The sequence below is a fragment of the Streptococcus oralis genome (assembly GCF_023109155.1).
GTDB lineage: Bacteria > Bacillota > Bacilli > Lactobacillales > Streptococcaceae > Streptococcus > Streptococcus oralis_BZ.
In genome coordinates this window covers 487,725-504,439 of sequence record NZ_JALDUA010000002.1, presented here as the reverse complement: position 1 = coordinate 504,439, position 16,715 = coordinate 487,725, and the positions used below count along the sequence as shown (strand labels likewise).

Annotated in this window: 11 protein-coding genes; 10 read left to right on the top strand and 1 reads right to left on the bottom strand. The window is 43.0% G+C overall.

Annotated features, from left to right (window positions below):
* The 4 genes from M1F63_RS06435 to M1F63_RS06420 all read left to right on the top strand — a co-directional run.
* Window positions 1-216, top strand: a 216-nt coding sequence (locus tag M1F63_RS06435) for an LPXTG cell wall anchor domain-containing protein (protein ID WP_247941000.1), incomplete at its 5' end; no start/stop codon positions are given.
* A 206-nt stretch (window positions 217-422) separates the two neighbouring features.
* A complete protein-coding gene (gene pabB, locus M1F63_RS06430; protein WP_247940999.1) occupies window positions 423-2,141 on the top strand; it encodes an aminodeoxychorismate synthase component I in 1,719 nt (572 codons plus the stop codon).
* Window positions 2,142-2,264: 123 nt separating this feature from the next.
* Window positions 2,265-3,224 (top strand): ROK family glucokinase, encoded by a 960-nt coding sequence (locus tag M1F63_RS06425; protein ID WP_247930954.1) that lies wholly within the window; start codon window positions 2,265-2,267, stop codon window positions 3,222-3,224.
* Between the two features lie 98 nt (window positions 3,225-3,322).
* Window positions 3,323-4,162, top strand: a complete 840-nt coding sequence (locus M1F63_RS06420; protein ID WP_247940998.1) for a thymidylate synthase — start codon at window positions 3,323-3,325, stop codon at window positions 4,160-4,162.
* 43 nt (window positions 4,163-4,205) lie between these two features.
* Here M1F63_RS06420 and M1F63_RS06415 read toward each other — a convergent pair whose 3' ends face one another.
* On the bottom strand, window positions 4,206-4,376 hold the full coding sequence (locus M1F63_RS06415) for a DUF3042 family protein (protein WP_001051782.1): 171 nt from the start codon (window positions 4,374-4,376) through the stop codon (window positions 4,206-4,208).
* 120 nt (window positions 4,377-4,496) lie between these two features.
* On the opposite strand from M1F63_RS06415, the gene miaA reads away from it, so the two are divergent.
* The 6 genes from miaA to bgaA all read left to right on the top strand — a co-directional run bounded on the left by miaA (window position 4,497) and on the right by bgaA (window position 16,436).
* The gene (miaA, locus tag M1F63_RS06410; RefSeq protein WP_216728957.1) at window positions 4,497-5,381 is read left to right on the top strand and encodes a tRNA (adenosine(37)-N6)-dimethylallyltransferase MiaA; all 885 of its coding nucleotides are present in this window, start codon (window positions 4,497-4,499) and stop codon (window positions 5,379-5,381) included.
* The gene (gene hflX, locus M1F63_RS06405) at window positions 5,374-6,612 is read left to right on the top strand and encodes a GTPase HflX (protein WP_216728956.1); all 1,239 of its coding nucleotides are present in this window, start codon (window positions 5,374-5,376) and stop codon (window positions 6,610-6,612) included. The genes miaA and hflX overlap by 8 nt, the downstream gene beginning before the upstream one ends.
* Window positions 6,605-7,228 carry a cystathionine beta-lyase gene (locus M1F63_RS06400; protein ID WP_247940997.1) on the top strand — a complete coding sequence of 208 codons (624 nt, stop codon included), beginning with the start codon at window positions 6,605-6,607 and terminating at the stop codon, window positions 7,226-7,228. The genes hflX and M1F63_RS06400 overlap by 8 nt, the downstream gene beginning before the upstream one ends.
* Window positions 7,229-7,242: 14 nt before the next feature.
* Window positions 7,243-8,172 (top strand): ribonuclease Z, encoded by a 930-nt coding sequence (gene rnz / locus M1F63_RS06395; protein WP_007518392.1) that lies wholly within the window; start codon window positions 7,243-7,245, stop codon window positions 8,170-8,172.
* A gap of 20 nt (window positions 8,173-8,192) precedes the next feature.
* Window positions 8,193-8,948, top strand: coding sequence for an SDR family NAD(P)-dependent oxidoreductase (locus M1F63_RS06390; protein WP_247940996.1), 756 nt, complete (start codon window positions 8,193-8,195; stop codon window positions 8,946-8,948).
* 249 nt (window positions 8,949-9,197) lie between these two features.
* Window positions 9,198-16,436 (top strand): Ig-like domain-containing protein, encoded by a 7,239-nt coding sequence (gene bgaA / locus M1F63_RS06385; RefSeq protein ID WP_247940995.1) that lies wholly within the window; start codon window positions 9,198-9,200, stop codon window positions 16,434-16,436.
* Window positions 16,437-16,715 lie beyond the last annotated feature (279 nt).

The window sequence follows — 16,715 nt, the reverse complement described above, 5'->3', positions numbered from 1 at the left end:
CAAGCCAAAACTGCTGGAACAACGAGCATTGCCTCAGTTAACCCAACTGCGCAAAGCAAGCCAGCAGCCAAGCAAGCAGTAGAAGATACCCTGAAGACTAAAAAACTTCCGAATACAGGAACAGCAGAATCGCTAAGTACAATGGTAGCAGCAACTAGCGCTATTCTGGGGTTAGCTCTTCTAAGTCATCGTCGAAAAGAAGATGATGAAGTCTAATTAGGATTTTATAGCTATATTCGTAAATTGACTTTTTCTTCTAGTGAACTAGCAAGTAATATTTAGCAAAAATTTCTCCTAGTGGTAATAACTACTAGGAGAAATTTTATATTAAGCAACTACATAGAGTTAACATTCATCAAAAGGAAGTTATATTGATTAGTTTTGTAGCTGAGGGTTTATTTCTTTTGTGCTATACTTAAGATATGCATAGAAAAACAGTGATTGATTTTAGGGCTTTGGGGGAGAGATACACCTTCACTCAGCCTATCAAAGAGTTAAAAACGAGAGATTTAGCAGAAGTGGCAGACTTGCTGGCACAAGTGGAAAGCTACCAAGAGCAAGGTTACTATGTAGTGGGCTATGTCAGCTACGAGGCTGCACCTGCTTTTGAGGAGAAACTAGCAGTTCATAAAGCTCCTTTACTGGCAGAGTATCTGTTATATTTTACAGTTCATGACAGGGTAGAAACATCGCCTATTCCTCTGACTTATGAGGAAGTAGATCTGCCTTCAAAGTGGCAAGAAGTAACATCTGCGACAGACTATGAAAAGGCGATTGCCCAAATTCACCATCATTTGCGTCAAGGGGACACCTACCAGGTCAACTACACCGTCCAACTCAAGCAAGACTTAAACGCCAATCCTTTTGCCATCTACAATCGTATGGTGGTAGAGCAGGAGGCGGGCTACAATGCCTATGTGGAACATGATGAGATGGCAGTGATTTCCATGAGCCCAGAACTCTTTTTTGAGCAAAATGACCGAGAATTAACGACTCGCCCAATGAAGGGAACAACCCAGCGGGGAGTGACTGACCAAGAAGACCTTGCCCAAGCTAGCTGGCTAGAACAGGATCCTAAAAATCGCTCTGAAAATATGATGATTGTGGACCTCTTGCGCAACGATATGAACCGTATTTCTGAGGTGGGGAGTGAGCACGTGGAGCGTCTGTGTCAGGTGGAGCAGTATTCGACCGTTTGGCAGATGACTTCTACCATCAAGAGTCAGTTGCGACCGGATGTGGACCTAGTTGAAATCTTCCGTTCGCTCTTTCCATGTGGTTCCATAACGGGAGCACCGAAAATTGCGACCATGGAAATCATCAAGGACTTGGAGCCCCAACCACGCGGAGTCTACTGCGGAACGATTGGTCTCTTGCTTCCAAATGGGCGACGGATTTTCAATGTCGCCATTCGGACTATTCAACTGCATCAAGGGAAAGCCATTTATGGAGTTGGCGGAGGGATTACTTGGGATAGTACTTGGGAATCTGAATACCGAGAGGTTCATCAAAAGGCGGCTATTCTCTATCGTAAACAAGCACGTTTCCAATTGATTACAACTGGGAAAATCAGCCAGAAAAACTTGTTGTTTGAAGAACAACATCTGGAAAGACTGACAAAGGCTAGTCGATATTTTGCCTATCCTTTTAATCCGGAAGAACTGAGACAAAAGATAGAGAAAGAGTGCCAAGTTTGTGATGCTAATCAAGACTACCGCTTGCGAATCATCCTCAGCAAATCTGGAGGGATAGAACTCATTCGCCAAATCTTAACACCCCTCAGTCCAATTTTCTGCAAAGCCAAACTTTGTCTGCAAGAAACAGATTTGAATCAAGCGTTTACCTACTTTAAAACAACTCATAGACCACACTTAAGTCTAGGGGAACAGGAAATCATTTACCATAATGCAGCAGGAGAATTGCTTGAAACCTCTATTGGAAATCTGGTCTTAAAAATTAATGGTAAACTCTACACACCGCCTATCAGACTTGGAATTTTGCCAGGAATTTACCGTCAGCATTTGCTGGAAACAGGACAAGTAGAGGAAAAAGTCTTGACTGTGCCAGACTTGGACCAAGCGGAAACTATCTATGGCTGTAACGCGGTCAGAGGCTTGTATGAGTTGAGGATTGAATCTTAATAAAGCAAACTTTGGAATAAAGAAAGTGATTAAATGAGAATAAATTCACGCAAACCTTTGCACAAAACAGACGATTCTGTTATACTATATCTGTAAGCATTTTCAATTAAAAAGGAGAAGACGATGAGTCAAAAGATTATTGGGATTGACCTTGGTGGAACATCTATCAAGTTTGCAATTTTAACTCAAGAGGGAGAAATCCAAGAAAAATGGTCTATCAAGACTAATGTTTTGGATGAAGGAAGCCATATCGTAGATGATATGATTGAGTCTATTCAACATCGTTTGGACTTGCTTGGATTGTCAGCTACGGATTTCCGAGGGATTGGGATGGGATCACCTGGTGTGGTTGACCGTGAAAAAGGGACTGTTATCGGTGCCTACAACCTCAACTGGAAAACCCTTCAACCAATTAAAGAAAAGATTGAAAAAGCCTTGGGGATTCCATTCTTCATTGATAATGATGCCAACGTAGCTGCTCTTGGTGAGCGCTGGATGGGGGCTGGTGACAACCAACCGGATGTTGTCTTTATGACACTTGGTACAGGTGTTGGTGGCGGTATCGTGGCAGAAGGCAAATTACTTCACGGTGTTGCTGGTGCAGCAGGTGAGCTTGGCCACATCACTGTTGACTTTGACCAACCAATCGCATGTACCTGTGGTAAAAAAGGCTGTCTTGAGACAGTTGCTTCAGCAACAGGGATTGTCAACTTGACACGTCGTTATGCAGATGAATACGAAGGCGATGCGGCCTTGAAACGCTTGATCGACGACGGTGAAGAAGTAACTGCTAAAACTGTCTTTGACCTTGCAAAAGAAGGGGACGACCTTGCTTTGATCGTTTACCGTAACTTCTCACGTTACTTGGGAATCGCTTGTGCCAACATCGGCTCAATCCTCAACCCATCAACAATCGTTATCGGTGGTGGTGTATCAGCTGCGGGAGAATTCCTTCTACAAGGTGTTCAAAAAGTCTACGACGAAAACACCTTCCCACAAGTACGTACATCAACAAAATTAGCTCTTGCAACTCTAGGAAATGACGCTGGAGTTATCGGTGCGGCATCACTTGTATTGCAATAAGATCATAAAAGGAGAAAAACACTACTTTAAAGCCAGTGATTTTCCTCCTTTCTTTTTTTATGCTATACTAGTTAGGACAATAAATGAGGTGAGAGTAAATGACAAAAGCTGATACGATTTTTAAAGAAAATATTGAACGAATCCTCAAAGACGGTGTCTTTTCTGAGCAGGCTCGTCCCAAGTACAAGGATGGGACTGTTGCCAACTCCAAGTACGTAACGGGTGCCTTTGCAGAGTATGATTTGGCTAAGGGGGAATTCCCCATCACGACCTTGCGTCCCATTGCGATCAAATCTGCCATCAAGGAAGTGCTCTGGATTTACCAAGACCAGTCTAATAGCCTAGAAGTGCTTAATAACAAGTACAATGTTCACTACTGGAATGACTGGGAAGTGGGAGATACGGGAACCATCGGTGAACGCTATGGGGCGGTCGTTAAGAAACACGATATCATTAACAAGATTCTCAAGCAGTTGGAAGCCAATCCCTGGAACCGCCGCAATATCATCTCTCTCTGGGATTACCAAGCTTTCGAGGAGACAGATGGTCTTCTTCCATGCGCCTTTCAGACCATGTTTGATGTCCGTCGGGTTGATGGGGACATCTATCTGGATGCGACCTTGACCCAGCGTTCGAATGATATGCTGGTGGCCCACCACATTAACGCTATGCAGTACGTAGCTCTTCAAATGATGATTGCCAAGCATTTCGGCTGGAAGGTTGGGAAGTTTGTCTATTTTATCAACAACCTTCATATCTATGATAATCAGTTTGAACAAGCAGAGGAATTGCTCCGTCGTGAGCCGTCAAACTGCCAACCACGCTTGGTCTTGAATGTTCCTGATGGGACTAATTTCTTTGATATCAAAGCGGAAGACTTTGAGTTGGTTGACTATGATCCAGTCAAGCCACAACTGAAGTTTGATTTGGCTATTTAAGAAAATAAAAAAGAAGTTGAGAAATCTCAACTTCTTTTGTTGCTTAATGTGATACGCGGCGGCGAGCTGCTTTTTTGCGGTTTTCTTCGATGAAAGCTGCTTTTTGCTCTTCTGGCTCAATCACTTTCTTTTTAATTGCGTATACTGCACCTGCAACGGCAGCGACAGTTCCTGCGACACCTGTTACAAGACCTTTAGCGAATCCTTTAGCCATGAGTCTTCCTCCTTTATCTTCCCGATCAGCCAGGCTCCTCAAGAGATAGCATTTTTCTGACTGACCTTTTTGTGATATAATAATAGTAACGAAAAAATGGAAATTTTTCAAGGAAAAAAGATGAAAACAAAAATAATTGTGATTGTTGGACCGACTGCTGTTGGGAAGACAGCCCTTGCTATTGAAGTGGCCAAGCGCTTTGGTGGAGAGGTGGTCAGTGGTGACAGTCAGCAAGTATATAGAAGGCTAGATATTGGGACGGCCAAGGCTAGCCCAGAGGAGCAAGTAGCTGTTCCTCATCATTTGATTGATGTCAGAGAGGTGACCGAGTCTTACTCGGCTTTTGATTTTGTTTCAGAAGCTAAGAAGGCTATTGAGGATATTCAAAGTCGTGGCAAGCTAGCCATTATTGCTGGTGGAACCGGGCTTTATGTCCAGAGCTTGCTGGAAGGCTACCATCTAGGTGGGGAGACACCTCATGAGGAGATATTAGCCTATCGAGCTAGTTTAGAGCCTTATTCAGATGAGGAATTAGTCCATCTCGTGAAGCAAGCAGGCCTTGAAATTCCCCAGTTTAACCGTCGTCGAGCTAAGCGAGCCTTGGAAATCGCCCATTTTGCTCAGGATTTGGAAAATCAGGAAAGTCCTTATGAAGCACTGATTATCTGCTTGGATGATGAACGCAGTCAGCTTTATGAACGTATCAATCGCAGAGTAGATCTGATGTTTGAGGCTGGGCTTTTGGATGAGGCCAAGTGGCTCTTTGACCATTATCCAGATGTGCAGGCAGCCAAAGGCATTGGCTACAAGGAACTCTTTCCTTATTTCCGTGGGGAGCAAACTCTTGAGGAAGCCAGCGAGAGTCTCAAACAGGCGACCCGCCGTTTTGCTAAGCGTCAGTTGACCTGGTTCCGCAATCGCATGCAGGTCACCTTTTATCAGATAGGAGAGTCTGGCGTGCAAGACCGTATTATAAGCCAGATTGAGGAGTTTTTAGATGATTGAAACGGAGAAAAAAGAGGAGCGAGTTCTGCTGATTGGTGTGGAATTGCAGGGCATGGACAATTTTGACCTCTCCATGGAAGAGTTGGCCAGTCTGGCTAAGACAGCTGGGGCAGTCGTTGTAGATAGTTACAGACAAAAACGGGAAAAATATGATTCCAAGACTTTTGTTGGCTCTGGTAAGTTGGAAGAAATCGCTCGAATGGTAGATGCAGAAGAAATTACTACTGTCATTGTCAATAATCGCTTGACTCCACGGCAAAATGTCAATCTAGAGGAAGTTCTGGGTGTAAAAGTGATTGACCGTATGCAGTTGATTTTGGATATCTTTGCCATGCGGGCTCGAAGCCATGAAGGGAAACTCCAAGTCCACCTAGCCCAGCTCAAATATCTCTTACCTCGCTTGGTTGGTCAGGGGATTATGCTCAGCCGTCAGGCAGGGGGAATTGGTTCCCGTGGACCTGGTGAAAGCCAGCTGGAACTGAACCGTCGTAGCGTTCGCAATCAAATCACAGATATCGAGCGCCAGCTCAAGGTGGTTGAGAAAAATCGGGCGACAGTCAGAGAAAAGCGTCTGGAGTCAAGCACCTTTAAGATTGGTTTGATTGGCTACACCAATGCTGGGAAATCAACCATCATGAACACCTTGACCAGTAAGACCCAGTATGAAGCAGACGAGCTGTTTGCGACTCTGGATGCGACAACGAAGAGTATCCATCTGGGGGGCAATCTTCAGGTTACTCTGACTGATACGGTTGGCTTTATCCAGGATTTGCCAACAGAATTGGTTTCCAGTTTCAAGTCAACCTTAGAGGAAAGCAAGCATGTAGACCTTCTAGTTCATGTCATCGATGCTAGCAATCCTTATCACGAGGAGCATGAAAAAACAGTCCTGTCCATCATGAAAGACTTGGATATGGAGGATATTCCCCGCCTGACCCTTTATAATAAAGCGGATTTGGTGGAGGATTTCACGCCAACTCAAACGCCTTATGCCTTCATTTCTGCCAAGTCTGAGGATAGTCGTGAGAACTTGCAAGCATTGTTTTTGGAGAAGATCAAGGAGATTTTTGAAGTCTTTACCCTGCGCGTGCCTTTTTCAAAATCCTACAAGATACATGATCTAGAAAGTGTAGCGATTCTGGAGGATCGTGACTACCAAGATGACGGGGAAGTGATTACAGGCTACATTTCCGAGAAAAATAAATGGAGGTTAGAGGAATTTTATGACTGATATTAAAACCTTGGCTCTAAAGTATGGAGGTTATACAAGTCTGGATAAGGTCTATTTAGATCAGCTTCTAGCTGGCAAAACAGAGCAAGAGCAGTTGGCTCTCATCACACCTCCTCCGAGTGTCGTTAATGCCTACTTTGCTGAACTCTACCAGAAAAAGAGCCCTGAGGCTGCGACGGATTATTTTGCAGAACTCAGTCAGGAACTGAACCTCTATAATGCTGAGCCAAGTTTCACCTTTGAAAATAAGCCTTTTATTCGTCTTAATTTATCTGGCAAATCCTTTGGTTTTTGCTATGAGAGTAAGGGACTGGGGCGGATTTTCTCTGAAAATGAAGAGGAAATCTCGGATGACTTGCTCTTTGAGATTGCACAAATTTTCCCCCATCAACTCGTCTTTGAAGAGTCTGGAAAGATTTACATGAAAGCTGTCGGAGATGAGGAAGTTGTTAGTGTAGAAAATCTCACAGCTTTGACGGACTTGGAAAGTTTAGCAGATGGTCGCAAGCGTCTCAAAGGCTACAGCCAAGAGGATTTACTGCAAGAAGCTGCTGCTTTTTCTGGCAAGCGCTATTTCCGATCGGAAAATCGCACAGCCATGTTATATATTGATTAATTAGAAAGTATCGAATGGATATTCAATTTTTAGGAACAGGGGCTGGTCAGCCCTCTAAAGCCCGCAACGTTTCAAGTCTCGCATTGAAACTCTTGGACGAGATTAACGAAGTCTGGCTCTTTGACTGTGGAGAAGGAACGCAAAATCGCATTCTGGAAACTACAATCCGACCACGGAAGGTCAGCAAAATCTTTATCACTCACCTGCATGGAGACCATATCTTTGGCTTGCCAGGATTTCTCTCTAGCCGTGCTTTTCAAGCTAATGAGGAGCAGACAGATTTGGACATTTATGGACCACAAGGGATCAAGTCATTTGTCTTAACCAGCCTTCGTGTGTCCGGTTCTCGCCTGCCTTATCGCATTCATTTTCATGAGTTTGACCAAGATTCTCTAGGGAAAATCCTTGAGACCGATAAATTCACTGTGTATGCAGAGGAGCTGGACCACACTATTTTCTGTGTTGGCTATCGTGTCATGCAAAAGGACTTAGAAGGTACCTTGGATGCTGAAAAACTCAAGACAGCTGGTGTTCCATTTGGCCCGCTTTTTGGAAAAATCAAAAACGGTCAGGACGTTGTTCTAGAAGACGGAACTGAAATCAAAGCTGCTGACTATATCTCAGCGCCACGTCCAGGTAAGATTATCACCATACTTGGTGACACCCGCAAAACCAATGCCAGTGTGCGTCTGGCTGTCAATGCCGATGTCCTTGTCCATGAATCGACTTATGGTAAGGGTGATGAGAAGATTGCCCGCAATCACGGTCACTCAACCAATATGCAGGCAGCACAAGTAGCAGCAGAAGCCGGTGCTAAGCGCCTCTTGCTCAATCATATTAGTGCTCGTTTCCTCTCAAAAGATATCAGTCAGCTCAAGAAAGATGCGGCCACTGTTTTTGAGAATGTCCATGTGGTTAAAGACTTGGAAGAAGTGGAAATTTAGAAGATTGAGAAAGGATAAGTATGCGTACTATTCTGATTACCGGAGCAAGCGGTGGCTTAGCCCAAGAAATGGTCAAACTCTTGCCAAATGACCAACTCATCTTACTAGGTAGAAACAAGGAAAAACTAGCCCAACTATATGCAAAGCATCCTAATGTAGAATTGATTGAAATCGACATTACTGATGACTCAGCCCTAGAAGCTCTGGTAGCTGACCTCTATCTCCGTTATGGCAAGATTGATGTCTTGATTAACAACGCTGGTTACGGGATTTTTGAGGAATTTGACCAGATTTCTGATCAAGACATTCACCAGATGTTTGAGGTCAATACCTTTGCTCTGATGAATCTGTCTTGTCGTCTTGGAGCTCGTATGAAGGAGAGGGGAAAAGGGCATATCATCAATATCGTCAGCATGGCAGGATTGATTGCAACAGCTAAGTCTAGCCTATACTCAGCGACCAAGTTTGCGGCTATTGGATTTTCAAATGCTCTGCGTCTTGAACTGATGCCCTATGGTGTCTATGTAACGACGGTTAATCCAGGACCGATTCGTACAGGGTTTTTCGACCAGGCAGATCCAGATGGGAGCTACCTCAAGTCTGTTGACCGATTTCTCTTAGAACCAGATGCGGTTGCTAGAAAGATTGTCAAAATCACAGGAAAGAATAAACGAGAACTTAATCTTCCTTTTTTGCTCAATTTAGCTCACAAATTTTATACCCTCTTTCCCAAGTTAGCCGATAAGTTGGCAGGGGAGACTTTTAATTATAAATAAAAAAAGTTCCTTTTGTAAGGAACTTTTTATGATATTTTACTGAGTGACAAGAAATGTTTGTTTTTTGTTCTAAATCTACATTCACTTTTTTCGAATCTTCTACAAATTTTAGAAAAAACAATCAAAAATATGATTTTTTGTGTTTAGGGTATTGAAATTTCCTATATTATTTTATAAAATAAGGGTAAAAGGCTATGAAAAAGTAATACGCTTACAAATAAATGGAAGCGGTTACTAAAGGAGGATTTTATGGAAAAAGGCCATTGGAATCGTAAAAGAGTCTACAGCATTCGTAAGTTTGCCGTAGGCGCTTGCTCTGTCATGATTGGAACCTGTGCGGTTCTATTTGGAGGAAGTGTCATTGGAGAATCACCAGTTTTTGCGGATGAAACTCCTATTGCGCGCACTGTAGAACAAGCAAAAGAGGAAAGTCCGGCAGTGGAGGAAAAAGAAAATCAAGCTGTAGCAGAGCACAAGGATGCTGCAAGTGTCGACCAAAGTCAAGCTGCTCCAATTGAAGCAAGCAAAGCCGAGAAGAAAGAAGAGGAACCTGTAGCTCCAAAAGAGGAGAAAGCGTCTCTAAAACCTGAAGAAACAGCTCCAAAGGTAGAATCTCAAGCTTCAAGTCAAGAAAAGACAGTCAAGGAAGATTTGAAAGCTGCGACAAATGAAGAAGTGAATCAAATGATTGAAGATAGAAAAGTGAATTTTAATCAAAATTGGCACTTTAAACTCAATGCGAATCCTAAAGAAGCTGTGAAATCAGATGCAGATGTATCAACATGGCAAAAATTGGATCTCCCACACGACTGGAGTATCTTTAACGATTTTGACCATCAGTCACCTGCCCAAAACGAGGGTGGACAGCTCAATGGTGGTGAAGCTTGGTATCGCAAGACCTTTAAACTTGATGAAAAAGATCTCAAGAAAAATGTTCGAGTGACCTTTGATGGTGTCTATATGGACTCTCAAGTCTATGTCAATGGCCAGTTAGTGGGGCATTATCCAAATGGTTATAACCAGTTCTCATACGATATCACCAAATACCTTCATAAAGATGGTCGTGAGAATGTGATTGCTGTCCATGCGGTTAATAAACAGCCAAGTAGCCGTTGGTACTCAGGTAGTGGTATCTACCGTGATGTGACCTTGCAAGTGACAGATAAGGTTCATGTTGAAAAAAATGGAACAACCATCTTAACACCAAAACTTAAAGAACAGCAACACGGCAAGGTAGAAACTCATGTAGCCAGCAAAATCGTCAATACAGATGATAAAGACCATGAACTGGTGGCAGAGTATCAAATCGTTGAACGTGGTGGTCAGGCTGTAACAGGTTTGGTTCGTACAGCGAGCCGTACCTTAAAAGCACATGAATCAACAAGCCTAGATGCGATTTTAGAAGTTCAACAACCAAAACTCTGGACTGTTTTAAATGACAAACCTGCCTTGTACGAATTGATTACGCGTGTTTACCGTGACGGTCAATTGGTTGATGCTAAGAAAGATTTGTTTGGTTACCGTTACTATCACTGGACTCCAAATGAAGGTTTCTCTTTGAATGGTGAACGCATTAAATTCCATGGTGTTTCCTTACACCATGACCACGGAGCGCTTGGAGCAGAAGAAAACTATAAGGCAGAATACCGTCGTCTCAAACAAATGAAGGAGATGGGCGTTAACGCCATCCGTACAACTCATAACCCTGCAAGTCCACAGACCTTGCAAATCGCAGCAGAACTTGGTTTGCTGGTTCAGGAAGAGGCTTTTGATACGTGGTATGGTGGTAAGAAACCTTATGACTACGGACGTTTCTTTGAAAAAGACGCCACTCACCCAGAAGCTAGAAAAGGCGAAAAATGGTCTGACTATGATCTTCGTACCATGGTCGAAAGAGATAAAAACAACCCAGCTATCTTCATGTGGTCTATCGGAAACGAAATCGGTGAAGCCGATGGTAAACCTCATTCTCTAGCAACTGTAAAACGTCTAGTCAAAGTTATCAAGGATGTTGATAAAACTCGTTACGTTACCATGGGAGCAGATAAGTTCCGCTTTGGTGATGGTAGTGGTGGACATGAGAAAATTGCTGATGAACTGGATGCGGTTGGATTCAACTATTCAGAAGATAACTACAAGAAACTTCGTGCGAAACATCCAAACTGGTTGATTTACGGTTCTGAAACATCTTCAGCTACCCGTACACGTGGAAGTTACTATCGCCCTGAACAGGAATTGAAACATAGTAACGGACCTGAGCGTCATTACGAACAGTCTGACTATGGTAATGACCGAGTTGGCTGGGGTAAAACGGCAACAGATTCATGGACGTTTGACCGTGACAACGCTGGCTATGCTGGACAGTTTATCTGGACCGGTACAGACTATATCGGGGAGCCTACACCATGGCACAACCAAAACCATACACCAGTTAAGAGTTCTTACTTTGGTATTGTAGATACGGCGGGTATTCCAAAACATGACTTCTACCTCTACCAAAGCCAATGGGTTTCTGCCAAGAAGAAACCGATGGTACACCTTCTTCCTCACTGGAACTGGGAAAATAGAGAATTGGCATCGAAAGTTGAAGATTCAGACGGAAAAATCCCAGTTCGTGCTTACTCAAACGCTGCAAGCGTTGAATTGTTCTTGAACGGTCAATCTCTCGGTGTTAAAAAGTTCAACAAAAAACAAACTAGCGATGGACGAACTTACCAAGAAGGTGCCAATGCCAAGGAACTCTACCTTGAGTGGAAGGTTGCTTACCAACCAGGTACTTTAGAAGCAGTAGCTCGTGATGAAGCTGGAAAAGAAATTGCACGTGACAAGATCACGACTGCAGGTCAACCAGCAGGTGTTCGTCTCATCAAGGAAGAACACGCAATCGCTGCAGATGGAAAAGACTTGACTTACATCTACTATGAAATCGTAGACAGTGAAGGAAATGTGGTACCAACTGCTAATAATCTGGTTCGCTTCCAATTACATGGCCAAGGTCAACTTGTCGGTGTAGATAATGGGGAACAAGCCAGCCGTGAACGTTATAAGGCACAAGCAGATGGTTCTTGGATTCGCAGAGCCTTTAACGGTAAAGGGGTTGCCATTGTTAAATCAACTGAGCAAGCAGGTAAATTCACTCTAACAGCCCATTCAGATCTCTTGAAATCTGGTCAAGTAACGGTCTTTACTGGTAAAAAAGAAGACCAAGAAAAGACCGTTCTCGGAACAGAAGTACCAAAAGTACGTACTGTTATTGAGAAAGAGCCAAAAATGCCGAAGACAGTCGGTTTTATCTACAGTGACGGCAGTCGTGAAAAACGTCCAGTAACTTGGTCTTCAGTTGATGTGAGCCAAGCAGGAGTTGTGACTGTTAAAGGTATGGCAGACGGACGCGAAGTTGAGGCCCGTGTCGAAATTCTAGCAATCGCAAATGAGCTTCCAACTGTTAAGCGTGTTGCTCCAGGAACAGACTTGAGCGCTGTTGACAAATACGTTTCTATTGCTGTTACGGATGGAAGCGTACAAGAATACGAAGTTGATAAGTGGGAGATTTCGGAAGCAGATAAAGCTAAACTGTCAGTTGCAGGATCACGTATTCAAATGACTGGTCAACTGGGTGGTGAGACTATTCACGCTACCCTTGTGGTAGAAGAAGGTAATCCTGCGGCTCCTGCAGTACCAAATGTAACTGTTGGTGGCGAATCTGTCACTGGTCTTACTACTCAAAATCCAATGCAATATCGAACTCTTGCTTACGGTGCATCCTTGCCAGAAGTTGTAGCAAGTGCTGAAAATGCGGATGTTACTGTAGTCCAAGCAAGTGCAGCAAACGGCATGCGTGCAAGCATCTATGTTCAACCAAAAGATGGTGGACCTCTTCAAACCTATGCAATTCAATTCCTTGAAGAAGCACCGAAAATTGACCACTTGAGCTTACAAGTAGAGCAAGCTGACGGTCTTAAAGAAGACCAAACAGTGAAATTGTCTGTACTCGCTCACTATCAAGACGGAACACAAGCAGTTTTACCAGCTGATAAAGTAAACTTCTCTACAAGTGGTGAAGGGGAAGTCGCGGTTCGTAAAGGAATGCTTGAGTTACATAAGCCAGGAGCAGTCACTCTCAAAGCAGAATATGAGGGAGCTAAAGGCCAAGTTGAACTCACTATCCAGGCCAATACTGAGACGAAGGTTGCGCAATCTATCCGTCCAGTAAATGTAGTGACAGACTTGCATCAAGAACCTACTCTTCCAACAACAGTAACTGTTGAGTATGACAAAGGTTTCCCTAAAACTCATAAAGTCATTTGGCAGGCTATTCCGAAAGAAAAACTAGACCACTATCAAACCTTCGAAGTTCTAGGTAAAGTTGAAGGGATTGACCTTGAAGCGCGTGCTAAAGTCTCTGTAGAAGGTATCGTTTCGGTTGAAGAAGTCAGTGTGACAACACCAATCGATGAAGCACCACAATTACCAGAAAGTGTTCGTACCTACGATTCAAATGGTCACGTTTCATCTGCCAAGGTTACATGGGATGCGATTCAATCAGACCAATACGCCAAGGAAGGTGTCTTTACAGTTAATGGTCGCCTAGAAGGTACGCAATTAACTACCAAACTTCATGTTCGTGTGTCTGCTCAAACTGAGCAAGGAGCAAATATTTCTGACCAATGGACCGGTTCAGAATTGCCACTTGCCTTTGCTTCAGACTCAAATCCAACCGATCCTGTTTCAAATGTCAACGATAAATTGATTTCCTTTAATGACCGACCAGCCAACCGTTGGACAAACTGGAATCGTACTAATCCAGAAGCTTCAGTCGGTGTCCTATTCGGAGATTCAGGTATCTTGAGCAAACGTTCTGTTGATAATCTAAGTGTCGGATTCCACGAAGACCACGGAGTTGGTGTACCTAAGTCTTATGTGATTGAGTATTATGTTGGTAAGACTGTTCCAACAGCTCCTAAAAATCCTAGCTTTGTAGGTGAGGAAAACCATGTCTTTAACGATCCTGCAAACTGGAAAGAGGTAAGCAATCTCAAAGCACCAGCTCAATTAAAAGCTGGAGAAATGAATCATTTCAGTTTTGATAAAGTTGATACCTATGCGGTTCGCATTCGTATGGTTCGACTTGATAGCAAGAAAGGAACATCTATCACAGAGGTACAAATCTTTGCGAAACAAGTCGCAGCAGCCAAACAAGGACAAACGAGAATCCAAGTTGACGGTAAAGACTTAGCAAACTTCAACCCTGATTTGACAGACTACTATCTTGAGTCTGTAGATGGAAAAGTTCCTACAGTAACAGCAAGTGTTAGCAACAATGGTCTTGCGACGGTTGTTCCAAGCGTTCGTGAAGGTGAGCCAGTTCGTGTCATCGCGAAAGCTGAAAATGGTGACATCTTAGGAGAATACCGTCTACATTTCACTAAGGACAAAGACTTACTTTCTCGTAAACCTCTTGCTGCGGTTAAACAAGCACGTTTGGTACAAGTAGGTCAACCACTTGAATTGCCAACTAAGGTTCCGGTTTACTTCACAGGTAAAGATGGCTATGAAACAAAAGACTTGGCAGTTGAATGGGAAGAAGTTCCAGCAGAAAAGCTGACAAAAGCAGGTCAATTTACTGTTCGAGGCCGTGTCCTTGGTAGCGACCTCGTTGCGGAATTCTCTGTACGAGTGACAGACAAACTTGGTGAGGCCCTCTCAGAAAACCCTAACTATGATGAAAATAGTAATCAAGCCTTTGCCTCAGCAACTAATGATATTGACGACAGTTCTCATGACCGTGTTGACTATATCAATGATAGAGATCATTCTGAAAATCGTCGTTGGACAAACTGGTCTCCAACACCATCTTCAAATCCAGAAGTATCAGCGGGTGTGATCTTCCGTGAAAATGGTAAGATTGTAGAACGGACTGTTGCTCAAGCTAAACTTCACTTCTTTGCAGATAGTGGTACGGATGCACCATCTAAACTCGTTTTAGAACGCTATGTCGGTCCAGAGTTTGAAGTGCCAACCTACTATTCAAACTACCAAGCCTACGACACAGACCATCCATTCAACAATCCAGAAAATTGGGAAGCTGTTCCTTATCGTGCGGATAAAGACATTGAAGCCGGTGATGAAATTAACGTTACCTTTAAAGCTGTCAAAGCCAAAGCCATGAGATGGCGTATGGAGCGCAAAGCGGATAAGAAGGGTGTTGCGATAATTGAGATGACCTTCCTTGCTCCAAGCGAATTGCCTCAAGAAAGCACTCAATCGAAGATTCTTGTAGATGGAAAAGAACTTCCTGATTTCGCTGAAAACCGTCAAGACTATCAGGTAACTTATAGCGGACAACGTCCAAAAGTTTCAGTTGAGGAAACAGACCAAGTGGCTTCAACAGTTGTAGATAGCGGAGACGATAGCCTTCCAGTACTTGTTCGTCTTGTTTCAGAAAGTGGAAAACAAGTCAAGGAATACCGTATCCAGTTGACCAAGGAAAAACCAGTTTCTGAGAAGACAGTTGCTGCTGTACAAGAAGAACTTCCAAAACTCGAATTTGTTGAAAGCGATTTGGCCTACAAGTCAGTTGAGAAAAAGGATTCAACGCTGTATCTAGGAGAAACTCGTGTAGAACAAGAAGGAAAAGTTGGTAAAGAACGTATCTTTACAGCGATTAATCCTGATGGAAGTAAGGAAGAAAAACTCCGTGAAGTGGTAGAGGCTCCGACAGACCGCATCGTCTTGGTCGGAACAAAACCAGGAACCTCTCTTCCAGAAGACGAAGTGAAGAACCTAGTCCTCGACAGACCCGAACTTATAGTCGAAGAAGAAACAATTGACTTCAAGGTTCAGGAGCGTAAGTCTGATATGTTGTACCTAGGAGAAACTCGTGTCCTACAAGAAGGTCAAAAAGGTATTCGTCTTCACTTGATTGAAGTGGAAAATGGAAAACGTCAGCTTAAAGAAACTTACGATAAAGTCGCTGCTCAAGATCGTATAGTAGAAGTTGGCACTAAACCAGGAACTTCTCTTCCAGAAGATGAAGTGAAGAACCTAGTCCTTAACAGACGAGAACTTGTAATCGAAGAAGAAACAATTGATTTCAAGGTTCAGGAACAAAAGAATGATAAGCTTCCAGCGGGTCAAACTCGTGTTCTCCAAGAAGGTCAAAAAGGTATCCGTGTTCACTTGATTGAAGTTGAAAATGGCAAGCGAACTGAAAAAGAAAGCTATGATAAAGTCATGGCTCAAGATCGCATTGTAGAAGTTGGTACGGCTGGTGAAACGACTAAACCAGTACCTCAAGAATCTACAAAACCACAAGTATCAGAAAAAGCAGATACAAAAGAAATTGCTTCAAATGCAGCTAGTCAAGCTCAAGCAGAGCAGTTACCAAATACAGGAAGTGCAGAAAGTCAAGCAGCTCTAGCAGCAGGTTTAGCTCTTCTTGGTTTGAGTGCAGGTCTAGTGGCCACTAAAGGCAAAAAAGAAGACTAGAATGAATAAGTTTTTCTTCTAAATGTATCTCAGAAAGACCAGGGAAACCTGGTCTTTTTGTATTCAATTCAAGACAAATAAAAATTCCAAATTTATATTAATTTCAGAAAGAATGTTGGGTATTATACAATTTTATTTGATTAACAATTATATAAAGTAGTCGGAATAAATATTAAGATAGTTCAAACCTATAAATGAATGTAACATTTCCATATGCTACTTTTAAGTTCTTTTTATAAATGGAAGCTAGTTTTGTAGGCGTTCTGTCACTTGAGAGAA

Excerpts from the sequence above, each read along its gene's own strand:
- pabB (WP_247940999.1), top strand. The coding sequence starts at position 423 with ATGCATAGAAAAACAGTGATTGATTTTAGGGCTTTGGGGGAGAGATAC.
- M1F63_RS06425 (WP_247930954.1), top strand. The coding sequence starts at position 2,265 with ATGAGTCAAAAGATTATTGGGATTGACCTTGGTGGAACATCTATCAAG.
- M1F63_RS06420 (WP_247940998.1), top strand. The coding sequence starts at position 3,323 with ATGACAAAAGCTGATACGATTTTTAAAGAAAATATTGAACGAATCCTC.
- M1F63_RS06415 (WP_001051782.1), bottom strand. The coding sequence starts at position 4,376 with ATGGCTAAAGGATTCGCTAAAGGTCTTGTAACAGGTGTCGCAGGAACT.
- miaA (WP_216728957.1), top strand. The coding sequence starts at position 4,497 with ATGAAAACAAAAATAATTGTGATTGTTGGACCGACTGCTGTTGGGAAG.
- hflX (WP_216728956.1), top strand. The coding sequence starts at position 5,374 with ATGATTGAAACGGAGAAAAAAGAGGAGCGAGTTCTGCTGATTGGTGTG.
- M1F63_RS06400 (WP_247940997.1), top strand. The coding sequence starts at position 6,605 with ATGACTGATATTAAAACCTTGGCTCTAAAGTATGGAGGTTATACAAGT.
- rnz (WP_007518392.1), top strand. The coding sequence starts at position 7,243 with ATGGATATTCAATTTTTAGGAACAGGGGCTGGTCAGCCCTCTAAAGCC.
- M1F63_RS06390 (WP_247940996.1), top strand. The coding sequence starts at position 8,193 with ATGCGTACTATTCTGATTACCGGAGCAAGCGGTGGCTTAGCCCAAGAA.
- bgaA (WP_247940995.1), top strand. The coding sequence starts at position 9,198 with ATGGAAAAAGGCCATTGGAATCGTAAAAGAGTCTACAGCATTCGTAAG.